Genomic DNA, 25,164 nt, shown 5'->3' with positions numbered 1-25,164 from the left:
CTCATTGATAAAATCATTGGAAGGGTTTCTATTCAGAATATGTCCCATTAAAAAATGAGTCGAAGGGTGTTGTTGCAATGAATCTCAAAGACATAAGCACCTCAGTGCCCAAAAAGGATCATAAAGGTAAAGTATCTGGCCAGTTGCCCTATATTAGTGACGTAAAAGTGGAAAATATGGTTTATGGTGTTTTGTATCGATCGCCAATTGCTTATGGAAAAATAATATCGATTCAATTACCTAACCTTCCGGAAGGGTATGAAGCTGTTGGAGCAGAGCATATCCCCGGACCGAATTATGTCAAAATCATCAAAGAAGATCAGCCCATTTTTGCCAATGAGTGGGTCAATTATATTGGTGAGCCAATTCTCATGCTTACGGGCAAAGACCTGGATATCCTGTACAGTTTGTTAAATGAAGTGAAGGTTGAATTTGAAGAACATCAGGCTATCTATACATTGGACGAAGCGATCAAGCAAAAATCAGTATCCTTAGTTATGGCAAGCTATGAATTTGGGGAAAGCTTAGAAAACATTTCAGCTATCGAGCAGGGAGCCCATCAAATCATCGAAGAAGAATATGATACGGGTTATCAGGAGCATGTGTATCTTGAGCCGCAGGGGATGCTCGCCGTTTATAAGGATGATGAAATTGTCGTCCAGGGATCGATGCAATGTCTTTATTATATAAAAAATGCATTGCTAAGCGCATTAGCCTGTGGTGACGATGAAGTCAGGGTTGTTCAAAGTCCTACCGGCGGAGGTTTTGGCGGCAAAGAAGATTATCCTTCTATGATGGCTTGTCACGTGGCAGTTGCCGCAAGAGCAGTCAAAAAATCGGTAATGCTCGTGTTCGACCGTTCTGAGGATATGCTGGTAACGACGAAAAGGCATCCGGCCAAACTCAAATATCGGACGGCCCTTGATAAGGAAGGAAATATTTTAAGCATGTGTGTTGACATCTTTCTCGACGGAGGGGCAAATGTTGGATTGAGCTCTGTCGTGCTGCAGCGCGCATTATTAAACAGTGCCGGTGTTTATAAAATTCCGCATTTTCATGCAAAAGGCTATGTCTTAAAAACCAATACCGTTCCGAACGGCGCCTTCAGAGGCTTTGGTGCTCCTCAAAGCTTTGCCGGAATCGAAAGTCATATTGGACATCTTAGTAAACTGGCAAAAATCGACCCGCTTGATTATAAACGAAAATACCTCGTCAAACAAGGAGATCCCACCATCACCAAAGGTAAATTCCGCGACCCGATATTAGTGGAAGATATGATTGAGGACGCACTCAACGTGTCAGAATACAACAAGAAAAAAGAAGACTTTCAGCGCTTAAATCAACAAAATCAGCGCTATAAAAAAGGCATAGGAACTTCGCTGTTCCTCCACGGCTGTGGATTTACTGGCAGTGGCGAAAGAGATCATATTAAAGCCAAGGTGAAATTGGTTAAATCAAAGGACGACCAGGTATCACTAAAAATCTCAAACTCTGATATGGGACAAGGTATTTTGACGACATTGTGTAAAATTGTCGCCAAAGAACTTAACCTCCCGTTCGAAGATATTTTGTACCCTTATCCCGACACAAAAGAGGTTCCCGACTCGGGTCCGACCGTAGCTTCCAGGACGACGATGATTGTCGGAAAATTGCTGGAAATGGCCGCAAAAAAGCTTAAGAATCAGTGGCAAACAGGGGTGGAACAGGAAGTGGTTGAGCACTATGTTCACCGTGAAATGATTCCTTGGGATGAGAAAACCTTTACTGGAGATGCGTACCCGGCTTATTCATGGGGCGTTAATATCGTTGAAGTAGAAGTTGATACGTTAACAGGTAATTTAAAGTTAGAAAAAGTATACGGCAATTATGAAGTTGGGAAGGTCATCGATGAACGGATCATGAAAGGCCAAATTGACGGTGGTTTGGCTCAAGGGCTAGCATACGGTTATCTGGAAAAGATGACGTCAAAACAAGGTAGAATTCAACAAAAAAGCATATCGGATTATGGACCGCCGACTTCATTGGATATTGTTTCAATTGAAAGCAAGGTCTTTGATAACCCCTATGCTGATGGTCCATATGGGGCGAAGGGCGCAGGTGAATTGACTTTAATCGGAGGCGCTCCAGCAGTCCAAGCTGCGATTGAGGATGCCCTGCACACTTCTTTTCAGAAAATTCCGATTACACCGGAAGTCATTATTGAAAGTCTTTGGATGAAAGAAGGTAAGAGGGTTGATTACATTCACACTAAATGGAAGAACGGTAGAAACTGACGCCCCTGCTACAGCAAGATTACTAGATTTATTAAGAGATGAGTTTGAGTTAATCGGAACAAAGGAAGGCTGTGGTGAAGGGGAGTGCGGAGCCTGCAGTGTTTTTGTGAATAACCTCCTGCAAAACAGCTGCCTTATTCCAATTGGCTCGATTGCTGGTGCCGATATTCAAACGATCGAAGGCATCATTGAAACGAAACAATTTAAAATTTTAGATGAAAGCTATTCCATAGCCGGGGGAGTGCAATGCGGCTATTGCATACCGGGAATGATTATGGCAAGTGCAGCTTTGTTATCTGAAAACCCTCATCCTTCAGAGGCTGAAATTCGTGAGGGCATCTCCGGAAATTTGTGCCGATGTACGGGCTACAATATGATTGTTGACGCGATTAACCTAGCAGCTAAAAAAGGTGATGGCTTATGGTAGAGAAAATAACAGCGTATCGCTTCGAGCGTTTAGACGAAACTTTGAGCCAATTGAATAGAGAAGATTGTGCAATCATAGCCGGAGGCACCGATGTTATGGTTCTTCACAAAAGTAGAAGGGGAGTACCTCCAAAAATCCCTAAACCGATTGTTTTTATTAATCATCTTTCCGAATTAAAGAAGGTGTATCAACATCACAAGGATCTCCACATCGGGGCCTGCTGTACCTATAGTGAATTACTTGAAAATCCGTTGATTCCTTTTGCTTTAAAGAATGCAATTAAAACAATTGCTGCCCCGGCAATTAGAAACAGGGGAACATTAGGCGGTAATATATGCAACGCCTCTCCAGCCGGTGACATGCTTCCTTTATTATATGTATACAATGCAAAGCTTCTGTTGCGCTCCGTAAATGGTGATCGGATGGTTGCGATTAGCGATTTCATTCAAGGTCCACGACAGGTTCAACGCATTCACAATGAAATAGTAACGGAGATTATCCTTCCGTTCGTATTAGGAGATTCACATGTCGTTTTCGAGAAAGTCGGCAACCGCAACGCAGATGCCATTGCTAAAGTATCGTTTGCGGGTTTCGCCCGGATGAGCAAAGATCGAATCGATGACATTCGGTTTGCCTTCGGGGCGGTCGGACCTACGATGGTTCGTTCCATTGATATTGAGAAGAAGCTGGTTGGAAAAACGATACCATTAGCCGATGCAGACATCGCTGAAATTGTGGCAGCCTTCGATAAGATAATTAGTCCAATCGACGATCAACGCTCCACTGCGGCATACAGAAAAACCGTCGCGTTACATCTTTTACGTTATTTTCTTAGCATGAAGCAATATCAACCGAATTAATGCTTAAAGATAGGGGAGAGCTTTTATGCAGCTGATGGAAAAAGTGGCCATGCTGACACGTCAAAACGAAACCTTTGCTTTAGCCATGATTATTGAATCAAAGGGCTCGACTCCCAGGCATGTTGGGAAAATGATTGTCTACCGGGATGGAACCATTGAAGGGACTGTCGGAGGGGGTTTGGCTGAACACTATCTGATCGAAGATAGTGTAAAGGCGATCCAAGATGGCCAATCGAAAATCGTAGAATATAAATTGAATAAACATGCAAAAGACGGAATTCAGATGAATTGTGGCGGCACGTTAAGGGTCTTTATTGAAGTCTATACAAGCAGGCCTGAACTCATTCTGGCTGGGGCCGGTCATTTAGGCCATGCGTTGGCAAAGCTCGCTGATTTCCTCGAATATCCTTATTGCATTGTCGATGATCGCGTTGGTTATTGTACAAAGGAACGCTTTCCTAATGCGACAAACCTTTTTGTGAACGAGGATATTGGAAAGGCTCTGCTCGCAGCCAACCTAAATGAAAAATCATATGTGGTAATTGTTACAAAAGATTGTGATGATATCGTATTAAAAACGGCACTGCAATTTCCGATTGCATATGTTGGGATGGTAGCCAGTAAACGCAAGGTCATAAGCATATTTGAAAAGTTAAAAAGTGAAGGGGTCACGCAAGAACAGTTGGAGCAGGTCCATTCTCCAATCGGATTGGAAATTGACTCGGAAACATCTGAAGAAATTGCCATCAGCATTATTGGTCAAATCATCAAATTAAGCAAGGAAAAAAAGCCTGTAAAAGTGAAACAATTAAATAGATAAGTAGAAAGGTCAGATAAAGCTAAAACCAAAATGTCTAATAGACAATTAGGACAGTCCCCACTGTGTTAAAGTATTAACTCAGTGGGACTGTCCCTTTTTCTTTGATAAAAGCTCGAAGAAGGCCCTTGCTCTTCAGAGTGGGCTTTTTGTCGGTTTGATTAATTCATTAATATGGTAGGAATATTTTACTTTATATGCTACTACTATCATACTATACACAAAGGAAAACTCCTGTAGGGATTTTGTATGGGGATATAAGATGGACTTATGGGAAACGGGTTCTGGTGCAAAGATTACATCCATTGGAAAGAGTATATAGATTCCTATAGAATCAGCTAATATGCAGCCATTCCAAATAGTGTTGAATGAACTTCACTTGATTTTGGACAGACTTGTTCTGTAAAGTAAGCTGTCCTTTTTTAATGATTGTATCGGGCATAACATAGTTTGAAATGATAGCTGATAGGTAGTGCGAGTATCCATTAGCAAATTTAACCTGAAGAAAAGAAGTGAATGAAATGGCAGAGCCTTTAAAGGATTTATATAATGAAACGTTCATTCGTGAATTCGGTGAAAAAGTAAAGGGTGTTAATCCGTCCTTCTCTACTGAATCGTTTGTAGGGGAAGTAATTGATGAGCATTGGGACGAGAGGAAGTTAAAAGAACGAATAAGGCACATTTCCATTACTCTTGGAAAGCATCTTCCAAGTGATTATCAAGAGGCTTTGGATATTTTGTATCGGCTTGATAAGGATTGTGAGGGTTTTAGATATTTATTTTTCCCGGATTTTGTAGAGGTACATGGATTGAATAAGAAAGATTGGCCTTTATCGCTAGATGCGTTGGAGCGTTTTACAGCAAGGTCATCCTCCGAGTTTGCAATTCGTGCTTTTATCTTGCTTGATCCCATTTTAATGATCGATAAGATGAAGAAATGGACCAATCATGATAATGAGCATGTCCGCAGACTGGCTAGTGAGGGATGCAGGCCCAGGTTACCTTGGGGCCAATCTTTACCGATGTTCAAATCCGATCCGGCACCCGTCTTGGAATTACTTGAGAACCTGAAAAACGATCCGTCCCTATATGTTCGCAAAAGTGTGGCCAATAACTTGAATGATATTGCCAAAGATCATCCGAAAACCGTAATAGAAACAGCCAAGCGCTGGTATGAAAGCGGGGAACCCAACACGGTTTGGATTATTCGACGGGGATGCAGGACCTTAGTTCGTCAAGCAGATCCAGAAGTCCTTTCTTTATTTGGATACACGGATATATTGAATAATCCGAATTTCATTACAAAAGCATTTATTAGAAATGAACCAGATTCGATTTGTATTGGGGAAACAAGTGAACTTCATTTCGGTTTTCAAGTTCAAGAAAAGAACTCTGTGAAACTTCGGATCGAGTATGCCATCGATTTTGTAAAAGCAAATCAGAAAACTTCCCGTAAAAATTTCCTTTTGGCAGATAGGGATTTCTCAGATGGTGAAGGAGTTGAAAGAGTGAGGATTCACAATTGGAAAGACCTGACGACACGTCGACATTACAAGGGGATCCATCGAATATCACTCCTTGTGAACGGTGTGGAAGTTGCAGAAACGCAAGTCAAACTAAATGATGGATGATAAAGGTTATTGAAAAGTTAACAGGAATACGAGCAATTATGGCTGAAAAAAACGAGGAGCCTGAGCGTTCCTCGTTTATTATTTCATGATAGTGAAACATTGCAAATAACACATTAAAAAGCAATCAAATCCAAAAAGTTGGATAGCTCCGATTGCTGCGCAAATTATTAATTAACAATGCCAGTAAAACGATTATCACAGCACCAGTTAAAACAGGAGTAAATAAATAGCTCCAGCCATACTGGCCAAGCATGACTACTAGCGGGTCTGCGCCAGCTGGCGGGTGGGTCGTTTTTGTCAGCATCATCACCGCAATTGCTAATCCGACAGCCAAGCCGATTGCCCAAGGTTCATCGCCAATAAAATGATAGGAAGCTAATCCTACGAATGTTGAAACAAAATGGCCGCCTATAATATTCCGCGGTTGTGATAATGGTGCGTTCCACAGACCGAACGCCAGCACACAGCTGGCACCAAATGGAGCCATTAACCACACTGCTGATGTTATTTTTGTTAAGAGAATCAAGGCGAATATAGTGAGAAATCCCCCAATCAACCCCGTTATTGCGTCCTTTACATTTATCTGTAAAGGGCTTCTTCCTTTTCCCTTCATCTTCGATAAATAATGAATATGAAATAAGCGTTTTTCTTTATGCCCCGCTGCTGAAATACGGTCCAAAGTGAACCCTCCTTTTTTATATAATTAGACTTTACACGAAATGAACTAACCCGTCAAAACAATTTTTAGTGGTTAGTTCAAAAATCCATAAAAAAAGCCAACTCAGTGTGTTGACAAGAGGAGGTTCAATATAGTTTCAACCCGAATCCCTGTTTTATGAAATCCTAAATGGATGTGAAGAAACTCACGACACTCCTGCCGAATGACTGGTTAGCCAAGACCCCACAGTCGCTCGCTTTGAGGAGGCTTGGCAGACAGTCGGGGGAAAGGGACCGGATTCCTAAAATTGACTGGAACCATTTTATAATGAATAAACTGCAGGCAACGAGCTTACTTCAAATTTGTTTACATTCTGACAAACTTAATAAGGTAGATCTTCATTCATCATCAGATTTCCGGTGTTGAAATCTGGCTACCTTTTTCCTATTCCCGCATATTTTCATTGAACACCATTTGCGTCTTCCGCTTTCATCGATAAATAACAGGACGCAATCATCATTCGAGCATCGCTTTAATGATGACAGCTTATTTTTTTCAATTAAAGATAATGTGTCAAAGGCAATATAAGCTTGCAGGATATCTTCCGCTTCTCCAACAGGTATGGGAACCAGTTTTTGATTACTTAATTTATATGTGAAAGGCGATTTTTCGATTTTTTTTTCCAAATAGGCGATAAACTCATCAGGAATCGGATTCCCAGCTGCTATTAATTCAAATTGTTTTCTTAAAATAGTACGCATTTCTAGAATGCTTGCAAATACTCGTTGAATTCTCTCTTTAATTTTTGATGATAACTGATAATCCAAATAGGAGTTATTCCCCTTTATTACAGTAACCCAGTCCAGCACATCCCGTTCTGATAGTAATAAATCTTGCCGTTTGCCACGACTGACCAGTTCCGTATTCACTAAATCCAGAGAAATATTACCTGATATAAGTGGAAATTCAGTAGTTTCAGACATAAGTTCATCTCCCGTTTTCCTTGCTAATTCTAACCATTAAAATATTAATTGAGAGGTTATATCTTCATTATACCTTATTTCTGAATTTTTCAGCTACTCGTCTTAAAATACGGGATAATATGAAAACTATCAAAATCCAAATTAGCAAGAACAGAATCGTAAATGAAAGTCCATGATAATCAATTCCTTTAAAGTGGGGGAAAAAGTTCTTGACACAACCTGTACGTACAGGATAATATGAAAGCGTATACAGAACCTATACGTACAGGTTATAAAAACAACTATATTTTGCTTTCTAGGGAAAGGAAGTAGTGAAATGGGTAAATACACAGAACCAGCAACGGATTTGCTCCAACATGTCGGAGGGAAAGAAAATATTGCGACGGTTACGCATTGTGCAACAAGAATGCGTTTTGCGTTGAAAGATCCCGCCAAGGCGGATGTAGCGAATATCGAATCGATTAAGCTTGTGAAAGGAACTTTTACACAAGCTGGCCAGTTCCAGGTCATAATCGGGAACGAAGTATCATCGTTTTATAATGAATTCGTTTCCATAGCTGGACTTCAGGAAGCGTCAAAAGAAGATGTGAAAAATGCAGCAAAACAGAATATGAGCTGGCTTCAGCGCATGATTGCTCATCTTGCGGATATTTTCACCCCGCTGATTCCTGCCATAGTCGTTGGCGGACTCATTCTTGGATTCCGCAATATTATCGGGGATATTAAAATGTTCGATGACAGTACAAAGACCCTTGTGGATATTTCACAATTTTGGGCAGGGGTACACGCCTTCCTTTGGCTGATAGGTGAAGCTATTTTTCATTTTCTTCCTGTTGGGATTACATGGTCGATCTCGAAGAAAATGGGCACAACCCAAATCCTCGGCATCGTCCTTGGTTTGACCCTGGTTTCCCCACAGCTTCTTAATGCATATGCAGTGGCAAACACAAAGGCAAGTGATATACCTTTTTGGGATTTCGGTTTTGCTCAGGTCGATATGATCGGCTACCAGGCTCAAGTCATACCAGCGATACTTGCAGGGTTCGTCTTGGCGTATTTAGAACGGTTCTTGAGAGATAAAGTGCACAATTCCATTTCCATGATCGTCGTTCCATTTTTCGCGTTACTTCCAACTGTAATCATTGCCCATACCATTCTGGGGCCTATAGGCTGGAAAATCGGTTCTGTCATTTCTACGGTTGTATATTCCGGATTGACTTCATCAGTTGGCTGGCTATTTGCTGCCGTTTTCGGCTTTGCCTATGCACCGCTTGTCATCACAGGCCTGCATCACATGACAAACGCAATCGATCTTCAGCTTATGAGTGAACTTGGCGGTACAAACCTATGGCCAATGATCGCATTATCCAATATTGCACAAGGTACGGCAGTGCTGGCAATGATTTACATCAACAGAAAGGACCAGGAGGAAAGGCAGGTTTCCATACCTGCCACGATTTCTTGTTATCTCGGTGTAACCGAGCCAGCCATGTTCGGCATTAACTTGAAATACGGCTTTCCGTTCTTAGCCGGTATGATCGGTTCACTTTTTGCAGGCATCGTTTCAGTCGGGTCTGGAGTAATGGCGAACTCAATCGGTGTTGGAGGGATCCCAGGTATCCTATCCATCCAGCCGCAGCATATGGGGATGTTTGCACTCGCGATGCTGGTTGCTTTCGTTGTGCCATTCATTTTGACTATAGCATTCTCCAAACGTCCTAAAATGAACTTGAAAACTAGAACGAAAACAACGAAATTAAATGCTTGATAACGCGGAGGGAGAAGCATTCTCCCTCTTTTTTACGATACTAATGAAAGATGCATCGGGGATCGAAGAGGAGGAATCACAATGAAGGATTTTAAAAAAAGTACCATCTATCAAATTTATCCGAAATCATTTAAGGATTCGAACGGTGACGGAATCGGGGACATAAATGGTGTGATTGAAAAACTTGATTATCTGAATAAACTGGGAGTGGATTATATTTGGCTCACCCCTTTTTATCGTTCACCGCAAAATGATAATGGATATGATGTAGCCGATTATACATCCATTGATCCTGTTTTTGGAACGATGAATGATTTCGAAAGATTGGTGAAAGAAGCGAATTCGCGGGATATCCAAATCATGCTTGATATGGTATTCAACCATACATCAACAGAGCATGAGTGGTTCCAAAAAGCATTGGCTGGAGATAAAGAATATAAGGACTATTATATTTTCAAGAAATCGAAAGATGGAGAGCCTCCTACCAATTGGATTTCGAAATTCGGGGGCCCTGCATGGGAATATGTAGCGGAACATGATGAATACTTCCTCCACTTGTTCGATCGGACACAAGCTGATCTAAACTGGGAAAATCCCAGAGTAAGGCAGGAAATCTTCAATGTAGTAAACTTCTGGATGGATAAAGGTGTCAAAGGATTCCGTTTGGATGTCATCAATCTTATTTCGAAACCTGACATCTATGAAAATGACAAAGATGGAGATGGCCGATGTTTTTATACAGACGGTCCCAAGATTCATCAATTCCTCAAAGAAATGAATGAAGAAACTTTCGGGAAGGATGAAGAGGTGCTGACAGTAGGGGAAATGTCATCGACGACCATTGACCATTGCATCAAATATTCAGCTCCTGTTGAAAAGGAGCTGTCCATGGTATTCAGTTTCCATCATTTAAAGGTGGATTATAAGAATGGGGAAAAGTGGTCACTTGCAGATTTTGACTTCAAGCAGTTAAAGGAAATCTTAAGCAGCTGGCAATATGGGATGCAAGAAGGAAATGGGTGGAATGCCCTGTTCTGGTGCAATCATGACCAGCCGAGGATTGTATCCAGGTTCGGGAATGATCAAGAGTATCATAACGAATCTGCCAAGATGCTGGCAACAGCCATTCATATGCTTAGGGGAACCCCTTATATTTATCAAGGGGAGGAAATAGGGATGACCAATCCGAAGTTCAATGATATTGGACAATACCGGGATGTGGAATCGATTAATTATTATAATATCTTAAAAGAGGCAGGCAAGGATGAAAAGGAAATAATTGAAATCCTTCAAGCTAAATCCCGTGATAACTCGCGAACTCCCATGCAGTGGGAAAATACGGAGCATGCAGGCTTTACAAAAGGGACTCCATGGATTGCGGTGCCTGATCATGCTAAAAACATCAACGCAGAACACGCACTTTTGGAACAGGATTCCATTTTTCATCATTACCAAAAACTTATATTCTTACGTAAGAAACATGATATCATTGCATATGGGGACTATCAGGAAATTCTTGGCGACCATGAGGCTTTGTTCGCTTATATACGCAGTTATGAAAACGAGAAACTTTTGGTCATCAATAACTTTTATGCAAAAGAAGCCTCCTTCGAAATACCAAAGGATATTGACCTATCCGGGTACATCCCGGAGCTCCTGCTCTCAAACTATATCGATTCGAAAGAACTTGCAGGTGATTTTATCCTCCGTCCCTATGAATCGGTTGTCTATTTGTTGAAAAAGGACAACTAGCAGACTAAGAAAAATATATTGTGGTGATGAAATGAACAGCAAATATCTATCGCTATATGGTGATATCGTTTCAAAAATTGAAGAAGGAATCTTTCCGACAAATTCAAAGCTTCCTTCCGAAAGCAGCTTCATGGAAGAGTATGACATATCCAGGGATACTGTGAGAAAGTCCTTACAGTTGCTTGAACAAAATGGATATATCCATAAAATCAAAGGCAAGGGTTCCTTTGTCTTGGATTTCAGCAAATTTAATTTTCCTGTAGCAGGGTTGATTTCCTATAAAGAAATGGTGGAAAAGTTGAATTTGCATTCCAAAACGATCATCCATAAGTTGGAGCTTGAGACCCCCGACCCTAATATGGCCAAGCTTCTAGACTTAACTGATGATGGTGAAGTATGGAAAGTTTTCCGGGTTCGGCAAATCAATGGGAAGAAAATCATCCTGGACAAAGACTATTTCAAAAGCGAGTTCGTAAGCAACCTGACAAAGGAAATTTGTGAGGATTCGATTTATGGATATATCGAAAAGGAACTCGGGCTCCAGATTGGTTTTTCAAATAAGGAAATTACTGTGGAGCCATGCAGTGAAGAAGATAAACAATTATTGGACATTGAAGACTTCGATATGGTGGCAGTTGTGAAAAGTACAGTTCATTTAATCGATGGAAGCTTGTTTCAGTATAGCGAATCCAGGCATAGACCCGACAAATTCAAGTTCACGGACTTTGCACGGAGAACTTGGTGAAGTCTACTAATATTTTGAATGAGCGGGGAGAGAAGGAGAGTCAAACTTAGTTTGATTCTCCTTCCGCTTGTTTGGAGGTATGGGAAGCATTTAGTAAAACCACTCCGCCAATTATTAATACTAAGCCGCCTAATGTAGTGATACTAAATGGCTCATTCCATAAAAGCACGCCTATCAATGCTGTTAAAGCTGTGCCTATTCCTGACCAAATGGCGTATGCTAAGCTTAACGGAATTGTTTTAAGACATACAGATAAACTATAGAATGCTATACCAAATCCTATCATAACCCCAAATGTAGCGGATAAATGAGTGAAGCCTTCAGACAGCTTAAGCATGGTCGTACCAAATACTTCGCTTATGATAGAAATTCCTAAAGCTATGTATCCTTTCATATTGTTACCTCCGATTATTAAATTGTTAAGAAGTGCCTTCACTAGAGAGTTTCAATACAACCACTCCGCCAATGATCAGGACTAAACCTAAAAATTTTTTTAGGTTAAAGCCTTCTTTATAAACGATAACTCCCACTAAAGCAGTTAAAGCTGTGCCTATTCCCGACCAAATGGCATAAGCCGTCCCAAGTGGGATTGTTATTAGAGATAACGATAGGCAATAAAAAGCCAAACCCATCCCAATAACCACACCAATCGAAGGGAATAACCTTTTAAACCCGTTCGATACTTTTAACATCGAACTGCCAAACACTTCACTTAGGATGGCTATTGCCAAAAATGCATAAGGATTCAAGATGAACTCCTCCTAAATATTGATTACCATTTTTCAATCTCTTCCACCAAGAATCTTAACATCTAAAGTACTCATATTAAACACATAACACCTATATTCAGTTACATATTTTCTGTCATGGCAGAAAATATCCAGTTGCGCTCAATAATAGAATGAAAGTGATACAATAAGCCGCTTCCTCCAACCTGATAGCAACATAAAAAGAGGGTTGAACAGGGATTTTGTCGAAAGATTCCTTTAACGATTATATAGGAGTGACGTATTTCATGGAATTTATAATAAACAAAGAATGTTTCAATAAGGCGATTTCAGATGTCAGCCATGCCGTTTCCATAAAAACGGCAATACCCATTTTATCAGGAATAAAGATAGTGGCTAATGAAGATTGCTTAACCCTTCTTGGTAGTAATTCCGATATTGTCATTGAAAAAACCATTCCTTTAACGATTGATGGTGTAAAGGAATTGGAGGTTTTTGAAAAGGGTACGGTTGTTTTATCAGCCAAATATTTAAGTGAAATCGTTAAAAAATTACCTGATGTCATCCATGTAAAGCTGAACGGAAATCAATCAGTTACTATTAAAAATGAAATAGTCATGAACCTAAATGGACTACATTCCGGGGAATACCCAAATCTTCCTCAAATAGATGGAGCTGGTTATTTTAATATCCCAAGTGTTGAATTATTGGAAATCATAAAACAGACTGCGTTTGCTGTGTCTAAAAACGAGACCAGACCTCTACTTACAGGAGTCAATTTGTCTATCAAGGAAAACAAGCTTACTTGTGTTGCAACGAATTCCCATCGTTTAGCGTTAAGAGAACTTCCGTTGGAGTCGAAGGTGACTGGCTCTTTCATCATTCCAAGTAAAAGCCTTAATGAGTTAACCAAGTTATTTAATAATGAAGCCGATACCATGCATATTTTCATCACAGAAAGCTATATCGTCTTTCAAACAAATCATATCTCACTTTTTTCAAGGCTGATTGAAGGTAATTATCCGAATGTATCAGAATTGCTGCCAAAAGATTTGAAAACGATCATCACCGTGGATACGAAAACACTATTAAAGGGTATTGATAGGGCCTGCCTTTTTGCAAGTGAATGGAGAAATAACAATGTACTTATAGAAATCCTAGATAATAGTAAGTTAAGGATATCTTCTAATTCATCGGAATTAGGGAAAATAGAAGAAACGCAAAGCATCAAGTCAATCAGAGGTGAGGCGGGGTTAAGTGTATCACTGGATGGAAGTTTTTTATTGGATGCCTTAAAAGCGATAAAAGAAAACGAGGTAAAGCTAAGTTTTGGCGGGTCCAATGAGACCTGTCTTAATCGAGCCAAGCGATAATTCCTCCTATCGTCATCTTATATCACCAGTGAGAACATACTGAGGAACAAAGCCTAAGAGAAGAATAACGGGGGGGGGGGGGAACCGCAACAGCCTATTACTTTAGGGGGAAGATATGGTAACGGTCAATCACCAAGAAAAAGAGATCCAGTAAAGTCTGGACGCATTATATTCATAGTGATAGAAAAAGGTCTTCATTCTTGGTGTAAGGCCGGCAACTTGATTTCGAAGGTAAAAGTTGAACCTTTCATCTAGCCAGATACATCCGTCCATCAATTGAATGGAAAAACCTTTCGACAGTCTGAAGAACCTCTGCAAAGACATGGTTTATTTTAAGATATACCTCGATAGAATATATAATATTCATCTGATCCAACAATAGAAAATACTCACTATTCGTTTATTAGTAGGATGTTTTCTCCTATGTTAGGAAAGTCCAAGAAGGATACCTTGACCGCCAATTGTATTTCCTAAGAATTGGGCGGTTTCACTTATTGGCGCAAGAAGTGGAATTGTGCATCCGAAAATTTCATATACGATGGCTATAATTCTTTTCCTTTTAGATCTTGAGATAAAGAAGGTCAACTGCTAAACGCAAGTAGGGATTAAGGTGAAGGTATCCCGGAAGCAGTTGCGCTTCATGTGTTTTTTTCAGTGTCCCCGAATGAAATAAGTGCACTTTTAACCTGCAAAAGCAATCCCCTAAGGCAATTAACATTGAAATCAAATGAATATCCCCCTATTAAAATCAACTATTAAACTATTACACTTTTATATAACTTTCATATACTATCATATCTTTTTATAGTAAGGGGGAAGAAAGAATGCAATCACCTTGTATCTTGGAAGTTAATGGTCAATTCTTTTTAGTCATTGAAATTGATGACGTAGCTACACTTAGAATCCGTATTTCATCTATATTAGCAACAACTTTAATTGGTTTAGGATTCCCAGTCTGCGGTAAATAGATCACTTTCCCAATATTTCAGGTATCCCACTATAGTGCATACTCTCTATTAATATAATCAGATGTTATCGGCAAGCGAAAAGGGATCTTCTTTATGAAGACCCATCAGTTTGTAGACAAAAGGGGTTCGGAAATAAAAAATTCTGAACCCCTTTTGAATTTTCCTCAGAATTTCGCCTAAAGTTAAGAGATTGGGGCTCTAGCCCAATATGTTAGGCCATTTTTTGACCCCGCCATGTCTAATTGGCCATCTTCTTTAAATTAATGGTAGCCTCCATTTTACGAACCAAATGGTTCGGTGGCACCAGTTGATCTAAAGCAATCATTTCAAGTTGATCTTGCTGAATAGAATCATGTTTAGAAAGCATCCTCATTAATACTTCTATTTAAATACAAAAATGAATCTAGGCAAAAGTGTTCTATCTAAAAGGTAAGACAAGGTTGATTGGAGCGGGTGTTCGAGACTCCTGCGGGAAAAGCGCGTCTAGGGGAGACCCCGCAGGCGAAAGCCGAGGAGGCTCCCCGACCGCCCGCGGAAAGCGAGTGCCCTACGTTCCAATCAACGTCCAAATTGTACAAGCCATAAAAATAGACAAACTCGATTTTCATAGAGTTTGTCTACTATCAGATAGTGGCTATGATTGTACTTTTGGAATGTGGACGTTGCTTGATTGTAATATAGTATAGGCAGGGGGGGATAATTATGTATGTAAGTCAATCCAGGGATCATGAAGTAATTGCAAAATTAAATCAAAATGTTCACAATCTGCACGCAAAATTATATCCTAAGTATTTTAAGGAATATAATTATAATGCAATGAAAGAAGCGTTTAAAAATTTGGTTGAAAATAATAATTTAGTTTTTTTAGTTTTAAAAGATCATGAAGTGCCAATCGGTTACGCATGGATTGAAATTAAAAACTATCCAGAAAGTATTTTTAAAAATGAGTATAAATCAGTATATGTGCATCAGCTTAGTATCGTTGAAGGTCAAACCCATAAAGGTTACGGTAAAAAACTAATGAATGAGGTCTATGATATTGCTAAAAAGAATGATATAGATTTAATTGAACTGGATTATTGGTATGAAAACATGGCAGCAAAAGAGTTTTATAAGAAACAAAATTTTAAAAAGTATAGGGAGTTTGCATTCAGACAGTTGTAAAACTTTGTAACTCAATTCAAGAGGTTGAAGGAATTATAAAAAACCCCGATTCGGGGTTTTTTCAATTAATATCTTAACATTCTCCTCGAATAACTGGGGGATTGAGGAACTCCACAAACAAAGCTTTGGGAATAACACTCTTTTACGATACTTCGGGTATGCGGTATATAGGTGTTGAAGTGTTTATTCACGGTTGTTGTATGTGTCGGGTGAAAAACCGGAATAACAGTGTTAATTACATTGGTTTTAACATATTGCTTGGTCGGGGAGGTTTGAGATAGATTATATTGAGTGGGCATTCTATTAGGTGGGCAATATTGTGGTGGACATTGACCGCCTTTCGGATGTCCCCAGGGCTTATTATACATGTAAACACCTCCTGGAATTTTTTGGAAGTCATTATTAGTTTATGAAAATAAATGATAAAGGGACTGGTATAAATGCCTTTATCGAAAATTACGTGCATATCAGACCCTTCAATCATTTTCAAAAAACTTGAATAAACATTAATTTACGGAATTCGGATAATCGCTTGACGAACAAATGACTTGTGTTTTTTCCGCCAGTTATTTTCCTTGCTTTTTTCCAAGCCCCATTCGGGAAATGTTGATAACCGTAATGCGGCAAATAATTGCCAGAAGGGTAAGTTTGTAAAATTCACCTCTGGCATCATGGATTTATATTGATTGGTGAAGTCATTCATCGCTTGCATTCCAAAATGATATAAAATTTCGAGTTGACTATTGGCAAGGTCAGTCAAAGGGTCCCCTAAACCTGAGTCTTCCCAATCAATTATGGAAACTAGTTTATCCTCTTTCCATAATATATTTCCTGGCCAATAATCACCATGAAGGATCACTTCCTTATTCATGGAGGTTAGCGGCAAGGAGGATTTCAGCAAATCTCTAATCAAGTCCAAATTTAATGTTTCGTCCAGGATTACCCTATCTTTATTATTTAACATCTCGACATATGTATTTTCCAGTTTAGGCATGAATGATAAAGATAGATCTGCACAATTAACACGATGGATTTTTGCTAGATTGATTGCCAATTGCAAGATATGATCATTAAGATTTGAAGGAGTGAATTCTGACTTACCCTCAATAAACTCGATAAGTATGCATGGCTTGGAAAATGTCTCGCAGGATTGCTCAAAGTAATATGGCATTGGTACAGGCAAACCGGCAGCTTTCAATATCCCTAAGAGCTTGTGTTCATATGAAGCAATATTTGGATTCCGTTTCAAGTCATTATCGCCATGCTGACGAACGATCATTTTTACGACCCGCCCTGACGATTGTAATATTTCCAGTCCTGTAACCTGGGCAGATATTCCTCCTTTTAATTCCCATGCTCGAATTAGTTTGCTTCCTTGAATAAACTTTTGAACCAATTGTTCCAACTTACCGTATTCATTCATCATCATATGAACTCTCCTTTTAAATTAAACCTCACCTTATATAGGATAAGATTCCACATTTTCAGATACTTACGTAAAAAGTAATGCATTATATTATAGCTTCAATAAATGAAACTAATGACTTGTTACACACGTAGAGTAATCTAAACAAAGTGGGGTGTGGCAGACACATGAAAATAGAAAAATATAAAGTGGAAACGCCAAAAGGGACGTTACAATATAATATTAGTGGAAAAGGCAAACCGAATATCGTTTTGATTAACGGTGGTTCCGGACCGATGGAGGGTTGGATGAAAATACTACCGGTTATTTCGGAATCAGCATCTGTATTTTCCTATAATCGATTGGGTGTTGCTGGCAGCGATAAACCGAAGGAAAACCAGGATGGGATTAGTATTGTTACCACTTTACGTGAAGCATTAACGATCGTCGGTTTTGAACCTCCATACTTAGTGGTCGGGCATTCACTAGGCGGCCTATATGCTAATTTATTTGCCCGACTTTACCCAAATGAAGTAGCGGGAATTGTTTTTTTAGAATCCAGTACAACGAAAGATATCAGCCTTAATGAATACCAAGGCAAGGCCGTAAAAACGATTAATAAAATGTTCAAGCTGTTTGATTCCTTATCATCACATAAACAATACAATGAAGTATATTTTGTGAAGAATACTGTGGATCAAATCCAGCAAATCGATACATTTCCAGAAATACCTGTCTTGGTCATTACTGGTGGACAAGAAAATCGAATGATGCCAGAGGAAATCCGAAAAAAACGACTTGAGAATCAAATGGAATTACTTTCATTGTCAAAAAGCAGTAAACATATTGTCGCTGAAAAAAGTGGGCATTTTCCGCAATTAACAGAACCAGCCATAGTGATTGACACAATCAAAGATTGTGCAGAGCAATTAAATGAAGCAAACCATAACTAATACATGCAAGCATTTTGTTAGAGTATTTAGGTTAATGTTGACTATTTTAATCTCTCTATCTCCTTCTATCGTTTTATTTATAGAGGCCCAATAATTCCTGATACAAAGTGAAAAAAGGATGTAGGCTACTAAAAAATTTCTCGTCCATTGGGAGAATGTCATCATATAATGTACACCTTTAGGGGTGTTTTTTTTTTGGAACAGTTGCCGAGAAGAAGGATACTTTATCTTGAAATTTCTTTAATCCGATGGTTATGTGTACAAGCACTTGTTGATACGTAACATAAGATTAATAGAGGTGATAGAAATGGTAAAAATATTTATTGATCCCGGCCACGGCGGTTCGGATCCAGGCTCGGTGGGTAATGGATTGAAAGAAAAGGATTTAACTTTATCCATTGCAACTCGAATTAAAGATATCTTATTGATAGAATATAATAACGTTTATGTGAAAATGAGCAGGACCCAAGATACATTCCCCTCCTTAAACGATCGTACGAATGCAGCGAACGCGTGGGGAGCTGACTTTTATCTTTCCATCCACATTAATGCCGGCGGCGGCACCGGGTACGAGGATTACATTTATACGTACACTAATCAGATTACGAAAATGTATCAAGATCATATTCACTCAGAGGTCATGAAGCTTATCAACATCCAAGACAGAGGACAAAAAACTGGAGATTTACATGTGCTCCGTGAAACGGACATGCCTGCACTCCTGACTGAAAATGGATTTATCGATAATGTAAATGACGCAGCAAAGTTGAAAACGTCATCCTTTATCGAATCACTGGCTCGCGGACATGTAAACGGTTTAGTTAAATGCTTCAATCTAACTAAGAAAAGTACAGCTGTATACCACAATGTCGTTAGTGGGGATACAGTATATTCCTTAAGCATTGCTTATGGCAGTACGGTGCAGCAAATTAAAGATTGGAACGGTCTTGACAGTCAGTACACCATTACAGTAAACCAGAAATTGCGGGTGAAATGAATAATTAATAATCATTTTAACTTCCAGAAGCACACCACGCAGTAGGCCCTTCTTAAAAATAGAGGGGGCTTTTTTGTTTCAGGAATAGGCATGTAATGAAATAACTATATATATTCTGCCTTCCTGATTCGGTCTATTACTTAGATAATAGGATAGGAGTATAAGAGGAAAATTAATTTACTTAGAAGGCAAAAGACGACTTGTGCAAATGGGAGTCACTTTCTGTGAGTATATAATAATCGCAGTTTTCAGGAAATAAGGCTCTGACGGATTCGAACCCGCTCCTTTGTAAGCATTGGCTAGGGGAGAACACGCTTCCCTACGGATTTTCACCGGCAGGAATTCCGCCTGCCTCAGCGTAATTGCTTTTCTGTGCTTCTGAAACCCTTACCTTGCGACCCGGTGGCAACAATGTTTTACGGCGTTCTTTCCTTCTAGAGCTACAGAGGCAAATGCTTATTATCAATTATAAGATTCTTATAGGGGTTGTGAACCGAATTATAAAAATATGATGATTTTATGCCCGATATAAACCATTTTATTCTTTTGTATGAAAGGAAATATACTAAAATGGCCCCTAACAAAGTTTTCAAATACATTCACTTAATGAAATAAGTAATCTGTGGATTAAATCGCCGATTGATAATTACAGGTGATCAATAGCGACTCCAGTAAGTTTTCCCTTTAATGATTACTTCATTGTTATGATAGTGATCGTTTTACCTAAATTCATCTTAGATGCTCAAAGAAAACTGGTTCTGTGGGAATTGTATAAGTCGGTGATAAAGTTTTCATCGTTTGCGGGTAAGTTGTTCGGTATAGACATAATGACCTGGCGATAATACTGTATCTTGGTTTCCATATGAATAATTTCCTATTTTATGGGCTGACACAAATTTTAATGTATTTTATGTAAAGACAAATAAAAGAACAATACTAAAAAGCACAAACCAATGATGGCTTGTACCTAAAATGGCAATAGCAATTATGTTGATAAACTGAAAGAATTGAATATGTATGGTTGCTCATTATTCATTTATTTTACTTGCTTTCCGTAAGAAACCCTCGAGTTGGATTTTAATCGTATATTTTAATGGCTTGAACCACTTTTCCTAAAATACGGACTCTATCATTTTTTATGTTATAGGTTTTTTCTTCATAAAAAGGATCCGTACTGCAGGGAGTGAGTATGATGTTTTCTTCATTGATTCTCACTTTTTTGACCGTAGCATCGTGTCCATTTACCAAGATCACTCCAATTTTCCCGTTATCAAGGTAGGGTGTTTTTTCAACGAGAATCAATGATCCGTCTCTGAATTCTTTATTCATGCTATTGCCATTCACTCTAAGGAAAAAATATTCTTTATCCGATTTAAGCATCGAATTTAATGTGGGCATATACGCTTCTATATATTCGTTGGTGAAATTAGGCTCACCAGCAGGGATATTTCCGTAGACACCAATTAATCTTACATTCTTTTCATTTAGGAATTCCATTCCAGGATTATTTCTAACGATAGGAGCTCCTTCAATGAGGTGGGATAGCGGTATTTCAAAACAAGTGGACATCATGCTCAATTTATCCATTAAAGGTTTATTCCGTCCGGATTCCCAAGCTGATACTGCCGTAGGAGCTACTTTTAATACATTTGCCAAATCTTCTTGTGTCATTTTTCTTTCTTTTCTTAACATCTTAATCCGTTCACCAATGTGCATGTTTCTTCACCTCTTACTTGAATATACACTATGAGTGAAAGTGAGTAAATGTAAAGTGCGTGAATTTTGCAAAAAATTGTTGGTAACTATACTTCAAGTGTGATATTATTTTTTTAGATAGGTGGTGACAAGATATGACAAGCGTTAAGTTCACACTTAAACAAGCCAGGAAGTATAAAGGATTAACTCAAGATGAAATGGCTAAAGTGCTGAAGATGGCCAAGAGGACTTACATTGACTATGAGCAATATAAGGTTCCTTTGCGAATTGATAAGGCTTATTTATTTGCTGAATGTGTAGGATTCTCGATTGACGATATCATTTTTTTTGACCCCGAACTACACTTTAAATGTAGTTGAGAGTTCAATTGTACCAGCGCTTCCTCTACAGAGTGGCCATTTGAATCCATAAAATCCTGGCTTCCATAGGACAAGATTCAAGTAACATGGAAAGAAGGGGAACAAAGAGGAAAGGGAAAATAATTCTTTTGAAGTTGCATAGGAGCTGCTGACATTAGAACATTTGTAAAATACGTGTATGTAGTAAAAAGTGTACAATCCAAACTTCTTGTGCAAATATCCGATTGCTACTGAGATTCCAATAATGGCAGCCAATTGCTGTGAAAGAAAATTATTTACTTAATGTATAGGGCGGACTTCCAAACACCATGAATAGGAGCAAATGGACAATGGCAAATTCAAAGGAAAAGTTAATCTGGATGAACAAGCCCTTATCCTATGCAGGATAAGGGCTTGTTCTCTATTTTCGTGAATTGGCAGCATTCCGTTTTCCTCCCAAATCACGTCTTCATAAAATGAAAAAGACCACATACAAAAATGAATGGAAGGCATATCTTCATACTTTTTCTCCATTTTCAATGAAACTTCTTCTAGTTTTTTTCTCCCATCTTTATGAAGATAGCAGGTAATGGTATGCAAAAGTACAATTATATATTAATGAAGGCTATGGAAGGAGGGCATTGATAATTGGATAAGTTCAAAAAAATTCCAGATGATATTGGAGGAGATAACCCTTGAAAAAGAATGTAATCAATTATGTCGTTTTTCTTGTCCTCATTCTAACCATATTAATTATGGCTAAGCCAGACATTTCCTCAGCAGGAAAATTGAAACCGCCCTACGAAACTTTCAGTCCAGGGGATTGGTTTCTTGGAAGTATTCCTCCCAATCTTGATACAAACAAACCACCGATCGTGTTTGTTCAAGGGAAAAACGGCAGTTCAACCAGCTGGTATGGTGAAACGGAATATCATGGTGTCAATGATATGTACACCAAAGCGTATGAAGCAGGCTACCAAACGGTTTTTGTCCAGCTTCATGATTCAGCTGGAAATGGATCAGTGAGCCAATATGCCAATGGAAGGCTTTTAGCTCAAATGCTTTCAGAAATCAGTAACCATTTCGGGGGCGAAAAAGTAAATATTATAGCTCACAGCAAAGGGGGCCCAGACACCCAAGCGGCTCTAGTCCACTATGGAGCACACCAATATGTTGGAAGGGTGATCACTTTAGCTTCTCCACATCATGGTTCTCACCTAGCTGATTTGGCTTATAGCTGGTATGCGGGCTGGCTTGGTTCCTTATTAGGTCAAAAAGATGAGGGAACTTATTCTTTACAAGTTGGTAAAATGGCTGAATTTCGTTCTGTCACGGATAACCATGTTAACTCTCGTAAAAACTTGTATTTCACTGTGGCAGGTATGAACAGAGGCCCGGTACTATCAGCCTTATCAATGGGGGGACAATATTTATCATCATATGGGGAAAATGATGGACTGGTGAATGTATGGAGTACAAAAATACCCTATGCAACACATTTATTTACGGATCCCAACTTTGATCACGACAATATTCGAGTTGGCTCAGCTGTATTTTCAAGAATTGAACCCTATTTAAGAAGTACATCCACCGCTGGGATTCCTGCATATCATGTCAATTATAAAGAACGAGTTGAAGATGATGTCATTACAACCGCACTCGCTCAAACCGTTCTGGGTGATGCCCTGAAACAAAATGTCTGGGTCGAACAAAGCTTCCATGTAAATGAAGCGGCCCCAGGTAATATAAGCATATATACAGCCTCAAATGATGTCGAGGTTGAATTGATTTCTCCATCCAATAAAAAGTATTCACCTTCCTTGAAGGCCCATTCCGCCAAAAATGAAACTTCCTTTTTTAATGGTGCAACCATCCAATCATTCTATAGAAATAACCTTGAAATTGGTGACTGGAAAGTACGTATGAAGACTAAATCGCCAAAAGACGCCTACCTGTTCACAGCACAATTTAACGAAAAGAACCCCATTACATTAAGTATGGCCGGTAAAGTTAAGCAAAAAGATGCAAAATTTTTAATAAAGAATCCAATGAATGATAAAAAAAGACCAATCAGCACAACATTTTTGGTTCATCTGCTAGATGAAACCGGTAAAGAAATTAGTGAAAAAAACTCAATTAAGGCAATGGATACTGAAAATTTTACTGGCACCCTTCCAGAAGTACCTAAGTCAGGTGTTTATAATGTAACAATAGATGTTAAGGAAAAAAATGTGGATGGTACCGAAAGAACCCGGACATTGATTCGTTCGGTCTATATCGAGAAATAGCGAATGCCTTCTCTTAGTTGAGGAGGCATTTTTTTGATGAAATATGAGGTAGGTGCGAAATGGTACGGGTAACTGGGGAGATGGTAACAGCCAATGTAAACAGTCGTAATCCCATATAAAAGTATTAATTCAACGGGTGTTAGGTGGATATATTTAGGAGTGAGTTCCCTGGAAATAAAGATTTATGCTTGATAATGAGAGATTTAATGAGCAAGGTAACATTCATTAAGCAAATTGTCCTTATGCCCAGAAAATTAAACAGGACATATTGGTGGGATGACTTGGTCGATCTAACATTATTTAAGTGAACCAAAGGTTAAGAGTGAAATTAATTGTAAAGGGGGGGGATTTTAAACCCTCTTTTTTTATTTCAATGAGCTTTCTTCCAAAGTTCATATTACCAGAAAGGAGATACTTTCATCCGTATAAAGGATGTTTAATTTCCCATGAAAACTTGAGTCTATTAAAAATATATCATTATCTACTCTTCCATATGCATATTGAGAGAATTCGGGACATAAATTAAACAAACAAAAAAAGCGCGGGAAGCGCTTTTAGTGTATTTGTCTATATAAGCCTATTACTTTTCCAAGTATCGAAACATCTCGTAAAATAATTGGTTCCATATTTGAGTTCTCAGGCTGAAGCCTTATGTAATCCGGTTCCTTAAAGAATCGTTTTACAGTGGCTTCATCATCTTCCGTCATCGCCACGACGATATCTCCATTATTGGCACTGCTTTGTTGTTTCACGATGACATAATCCCCATCATGAATTCCTGCTTCAATCATACTTTCACCCATGATTTCCAGCATGAATACATGGTCATCATGTGGAACCATGCTTTCGGGAAGCGGAAAGTATTCTTCAATGTTCTCAATAGCTGTTATCGGCATGCCCGCTGTTACTTTTCCAAGTAACGGCACGTTCACGACATTGACTTTGGGAAAATTGTTCGCTTCCTCCAAATTCATTATTTCAATGGCCCTTGGCTTGGTTGGGTCACGTCTAATAAGGCCTTTACTTTCCAGGCGGGATAAATGTCCGTGTACTGTTGAACTTGATGCAAGCCCCACTGCTTCGCCAATCTCCCGTACGGAAGGCGGATACCCTTTTTGGCGGACCTCTTCTTTAATGAAATCAAGAATATCTTGCTGCCGTTTTGATAGTTTTGTCATTTGTGCACCTCTTCCCCAATGTTCTTTGCTACATTATAGCATGGCCCCCATCTCTATACAAACATAAGTTCGAATTTTGTTGTTGACTGAAACAAACGTTCGTATTATAATTTGATCATAGTATACGAACGAACATTCGCTT

Annotated in this window: 23 protein-coding genes and 1 pseudogene; 15 read left to right on the top strand and 9 right to left on the bottom strand. The window is 39.0% G+C overall.

What is annotated here, in order from left to right:
• The first annotated feature begins 77 nt into the window (after positions 1-77).
• The 5 genes from J7I90_RS22615 to J7I90_RS22595 all read left to right on the top strand — a co-directional run bounded on the left by J7I90_RS22615 (position 78) and on the right by J7I90_RS22595 (position 6,008).
• Positions 78-2,273 (top strand): xanthine dehydrogenase family protein molybdopterin-binding subunit, encoded by a 2,196-nt coding sequence (locus J7I90_RS22615; RefSeq protein WP_214773853.1) that lies wholly within the window; start codon positions 78-80, stop codon positions 2,271-2,273.
• The gene (locus tag J7I90_RS22610; RefSeq protein ID WP_214773852.1) at positions 2,233-2,700 is read left to right on the top strand and encodes a (2Fe-2S)-binding protein; all 468 of its coding nucleotides are present in this window, start codon (positions 2,233-2,235) and stop codon (positions 2,698-2,700) included. Before J7I90_RS22615 ends, J7I90_RS22610 begins: the two co-directional genes overlap by 41 nt.
• Positions 2,694-3,560, top strand: coding sequence for an FAD binding domain-containing protein (locus J7I90_RS22605; RefSeq protein WP_214773851.1), 867 nt, complete (start codon positions 2,694-2,696; stop codon positions 3,558-3,560). The genes J7I90_RS22610 and J7I90_RS22605 overlap by 7 nt, the downstream gene beginning before the upstream one ends.
• A 25-nt stretch (positions 3,561-3,585) precedes the next feature.
• Positions 3,586-4,380: an XdhC family protein gene (locus J7I90_RS22600; protein ID WP_214773850.1), complete on the top strand. Its 795-nt coding sequence runs from the start codon at positions 3,586-3,588 to the stop codon at positions 4,378-4,380.
• A gap of 518 nt (positions 4,381-4,898) precedes the next feature.
• The gene (locus tag J7I90_RS22595) at positions 4,899-6,008 is read left to right on the top strand and encodes a DNA alkylation repair protein (protein ID WP_214773849.1); all 1,110 of its coding nucleotides are present in this window, start codon (positions 4,899-4,901) and stop codon (positions 6,006-6,008) included.
• Positions 6,009-6,132: 124 nt separating this feature from the next.
• On the opposite strand, the gene J7I90_RS22590 is transcribed toward J7I90_RS22595, so the two are convergent.
• Together J7I90_RS22590 and J7I90_RS22585 are read right to left on the bottom strand one after the other, a co-directional pair.
• On the bottom strand, positions 6,133-6,687 hold the full coding sequence (locus J7I90_RS22590) for an HPP family protein (RefSeq protein ID WP_214773848.1): 555 nt from the start codon (positions 6,685-6,687) through the stop codon (positions 6,133-6,135).
• Positions 6,688-7,064: 377 nt separating this feature from the next.
• A complete protein-coding gene (locus J7I90_RS22585) occupies positions 7,065-7,649 on the bottom strand; it encodes a CGNR zinc finger domain-containing protein (protein WP_214773847.1) in 585 nt (194 codons plus the stop codon).
• 316 nt (positions 7,650-7,965) lie between these two features.
• On the opposite strand from J7I90_RS22585, the gene treP reads away from it, so the two are divergent.
• From treP to treR, 3 genes are all read left to right on the top strand, one after another.
• Positions 7,966-9,417 carry a PTS system trehalose-specific EIIBC component gene (gene treP, locus J7I90_RS22580; RefSeq protein ID WP_214773846.1) on the top strand — a complete coding sequence of 484 codons (1,452 nt, stop codon included), beginning with the start codon at positions 7,966-7,968 and terminating at the stop codon, positions 9,415-9,417.
• Between the two features lie 81 nt (positions 9,418-9,498).
• Positions 9,499-11,169, top strand: coding sequence for an alpha,alpha-phosphotrehalase (treC, locus tag J7I90_RS22575; RefSeq protein ID WP_251025428.1), 1,671 nt, complete (start codon positions 9,499-9,501; stop codon positions 11,167-11,169).
• Positions 11,170-11,200: 31 nt separating this feature from the next.
• Positions 11,201-11,914 carry a trehalose operon repressor gene (gene treR, locus J7I90_RS22570; protein WP_214773845.1) on the top strand — a complete coding sequence of 238 codons (714 nt, stop codon included), beginning with the start codon at positions 11,201-11,203 and terminating at the stop codon, positions 11,912-11,914.
• Between the two features lie 46 nt (positions 11,915-11,960).
• On the opposite strand, the gene J7I90_RS22565 is transcribed toward treR, so the two are convergent.
• Both J7I90_RS22565 and J7I90_RS22560 read right to left on the bottom strand, forming a co-directional pair.
• Positions 11,961-12,308: a DMT family transporter gene (locus tag J7I90_RS22565; protein WP_057276133.1), complete on the bottom strand. Its 348-nt coding sequence runs from the start codon at positions 12,306-12,308 to the stop codon at positions 11,961-11,963.
• Between the two features lie 25 nt (positions 12,309-12,333).
• Entirely contained in the window at positions 12,334-12,663 is a 330-nt protein-coding gene (locus J7I90_RS22560) for a DMT family transporter (protein WP_057276132.1), read from the bottom strand.
• A 266-nt stretch (positions 12,664-12,929) separates the two neighbouring features.
• Here J7I90_RS22560 and dnaN point away from each other — a divergent pair.
• A pseudogene (gene dnaN, locus J7I90_RS22555) lies at positions 12,930-14,058 on the top strand (DNA polymerase III subunit beta).
• A gap of 781 nt (positions 14,059-14,839) precedes the next feature.
• Entirely contained in the window at positions 14,840-14,983 is a 144-nt protein-coding gene (locus tag J7I90_RS22550) for a DUF3956 family protein (protein WP_214773844.1), read from the top strand.
• A 238-nt stretch (positions 14,984-15,221) separates the two neighbouring features.
• On the opposite strand, the gene J7I90_RS27860 is transcribed toward J7I90_RS22550, so the two are convergent.
• Positions 15,222-15,350 (bottom strand): hypothetical protein, encoded by a 129-nt coding sequence (locus J7I90_RS27860; protein WP_285289458.1) that lies wholly within the window; start codon positions 15,348-15,350, stop codon positions 15,222-15,224.
• Between the two features lie 335 nt (positions 15,351-15,685).
• Here J7I90_RS27860 and J7I90_RS22545 point away from each other — a divergent pair, with 335 nt between their 5' ends.
• Entirely contained in the window at positions 15,686-16,147 is a 462-nt protein-coding gene (locus tag J7I90_RS22545; protein WP_214773843.1) for a GNAT family N-acetyltransferase, read from the top strand.
• A 65-nt stretch (positions 16,148-16,212) separates the two neighbouring features.
• Here the strand turns inward: J7I90_RS22545 and J7I90_RS22540 are convergent, their stop codons facing one another.
• Together J7I90_RS22540 and J7I90_RS22535 are read right to left on the bottom strand one after the other, a co-directional pair.
• A complete protein-coding gene (locus tag J7I90_RS22540; protein ID WP_251025436.1) occupies positions 16,213-16,446 on the bottom strand; it encodes a CotD family spore coat protein in 234 nt (77 codons plus the stop codon).
• Positions 16,447-16,658: 212 nt separating this feature from the next.
• Positions 16,659-17,576, bottom strand: a complete 918-nt coding sequence (locus tag J7I90_RS22535; protein WP_251025427.1) for an aminoglycoside phosphotransferase family protein — start codon at positions 17,574-17,576, stop codon at positions 16,659-16,661.
• Between the two features lie 164 nt (positions 17,577-17,740).
• Here J7I90_RS22535 and J7I90_RS22530 point away from each other — a divergent pair, with 164 nt between their 5' ends.
• A complete protein-coding gene (locus tag J7I90_RS22530) occupies positions 17,741-18,505 on the top strand; it encodes an alpha/beta fold hydrolase (protein WP_214773841.1) in 765 nt (254 codons plus the stop codon).
• 307 nt (positions 18,506-18,812) lie between these two features.
• A complete protein-coding gene (locus J7I90_RS22525; RefSeq protein ID WP_214773840.1) occupies positions 18,813-19,502 on the top strand; it encodes an N-acetylmuramoyl-L-alanine amidase family protein in 690 nt (229 codons plus the stop codon).
• A gap of 1,077 nt (positions 19,503-20,579) precedes the next feature.
• Here J7I90_RS22525 and J7I90_RS22520 read toward each other — a convergent pair.
• Positions 20,580-21,218, bottom strand: a complete 639-nt coding sequence (locus J7I90_RS22520) for a LexA family protein (RefSeq protein ID WP_214773839.1) — start codon at positions 21,216-21,218, stop codon at positions 20,580-20,582.
• Between the two features lie 134 nt (positions 21,219-21,352).
• On the opposite strand from J7I90_RS22520, the gene J7I90_RS22515 reads away from it, so the two are divergent.
• Both J7I90_RS22515 and J7I90_RS22510 read left to right on the top strand, forming a co-directional pair.
• Complete coding sequence (locus J7I90_RS22515; RefSeq protein ID WP_214773838.1) at positions 21,353-21,577, top strand: helix-turn-helix transcriptional regulator; 225 nt, start codon at positions 21,353-21,355, stop codon at positions 21,575-21,577.
• A 734-nt stretch (positions 21,578-22,311) separates the two neighbouring features.
• A complete protein-coding gene (locus J7I90_RS22510) occupies positions 22,312-23,844 on the top strand; it encodes an esterase/lipase family protein (protein WP_396020128.1) in 1,533 nt (510 codons plus the stop codon).
• A gap of 554 nt (positions 23,845-24,398) precedes the next feature.
• Here J7I90_RS22510 and lexA read toward each other — a convergent pair.
• Positions 24,399-25,022: a transcriptional repressor LexA gene (gene lexA, locus J7I90_RS22505; protein WP_214773836.1), complete on the bottom strand. Its 624-nt coding sequence runs from the start codon at positions 25,020-25,022 to the stop codon at positions 24,399-24,401.
• Between the last annotated feature and the right edge of the window lie 142 nt (positions 25,023-25,164).

Source organism: Bacillus sp. ISL-57, assembly GCF_018613135.1.
Classification (GTDB): domain Bacteria; phylum Bacillota; class Bacilli; order Bacillales; family DSM-1321; genus Peribacillus; species Peribacillus frigoritolerans.
Note: the sequence above shows the minus strand (reverse complement) of the source record. Positions and strands in the feature narration are given on the sequence as shown.

Bases quoted from the DNA above. Each gene is read 5' to 3' on its own strand.
- J7I90_RS22615 (WP_214773853.1), top strand. From the start codon at position 78: ATGAATCTCAAAGACATAAGCACCTCAGTGCCCAAAAAGGATCATAAA.
- J7I90_RS22605 (WP_214773851.1), top strand. From the start codon at position 2,694: ATGGTAGAGAAAATAACAGCGTATCGCTTCGAGCGTTTAGACGAAACT.
- J7I90_RS22600 (WP_214773850.1), top strand. From the start codon at position 3,586: ATGCAGCTGATGGAAAAAGTGGCCATGCTGACACGTCAAAACGAAACC.
- J7I90_RS22595 (WP_214773849.1), top strand. From the start codon at position 4,899: ATGGCAGAGCCTTTAAAGGATTTATATAATGAAACGTTCATTCGTGAA.
- J7I90_RS22585 (WP_214773847.1), bottom strand. From the start codon at position 7,649: ATGTCTGAAACTACTGAATTTCCACTTATATCAGGTAATATTTCTCTG.
- treP (WP_214773846.1), top strand. From the start codon at position 7,966: ATGGGTAAATACACAGAACCAGCAACGGATTTGCTCCAACATGTCGGA.
- treC (WP_251025428.1), top strand. From the start codon at position 9,499: ATGAAGGATTTTAAAAAAAGTACCATCTATCAAATTTATCCGAAATCA.
- treR (WP_214773845.1), top strand. From the start codon at position 11,201: ATGAACAGCAAATATCTATCGCTATATGGTGATATCGTTTCAAAAATT.
- J7I90_RS22565 (WP_057276133.1), bottom strand. From the start codon at position 12,308: ATGAAAGGATACATAGCTTTAGGAATTTCTATCATAAGCGAAGTATTT.
- J7I90_RS22550 (WP_214773844.1), top strand. From the start codon at position 14,840: ATGCAATCACCTTGTATCTTGGAAGTTAATGGTCAATTCTTTTTAGTC.
- J7I90_RS27860 (WP_285289458.1), bottom strand. From the start codon at position 15,350: ATGCTTTCTAAACATGATTCTATTCAGCAAGATCAACTTGAAATGATT.
- J7I90_RS22545 (WP_214773843.1), top strand. From the start codon at position 15,686: ATGTATGTAAGTCAATCCAGGGATCATGAAGTAATTGCAAAATTAAAT.
- J7I90_RS22540 (WP_251025436.1), bottom strand. From the start codon at position 16,446: ATGCCCACTCAATATAATCTATCTCAAACCTCCCCGACCAAGCAATAT.
- J7I90_RS22535 (WP_251025427.1), bottom strand. From the start codon at position 17,576: ATGATGATGAATGAATACGGTAAGTTGGAACAATTGGTTCAAAAGTTT.
- J7I90_RS22530 (WP_214773841.1), top strand. From the start codon at position 17,741: ATGAAAATAGAAAAATATAAAGTGGAAACGCCAAAAGGGACGTTACAA.
- J7I90_RS22525 (WP_214773840.1), top strand. From the start codon at position 18,813: ATGGTAAAAATATTTATTGATCCCGGCCACGGCGGTTCGGATCCAGGC.
- J7I90_RS22520 (WP_214773839.1), bottom strand. From the start codon at position 21,218: ATGCACATTGGTGAACGGATTAAGATGTTAAGAAAAGAAAGAAAAATG.
- J7I90_RS22515 (WP_214773838.1), top strand. From the start codon at position 21,353: ATGACAAGCGTTAAGTTCACACTTAAACAAGCCAGGAAGTATAAAGGA.
- J7I90_RS22510 (WP_396020128.1), top strand. From the start codon at position 22,312: ATGGCTAAGCCAGACATTTCCTCAGCAGGAAAATTGAAACCGCCCTAC.
- lexA (WP_214773836.1), bottom strand. From the start codon at position 25,022: ATGACAAAACTATCAAAACGGCAGCAAGATATTCTTGATTTCATTAAA.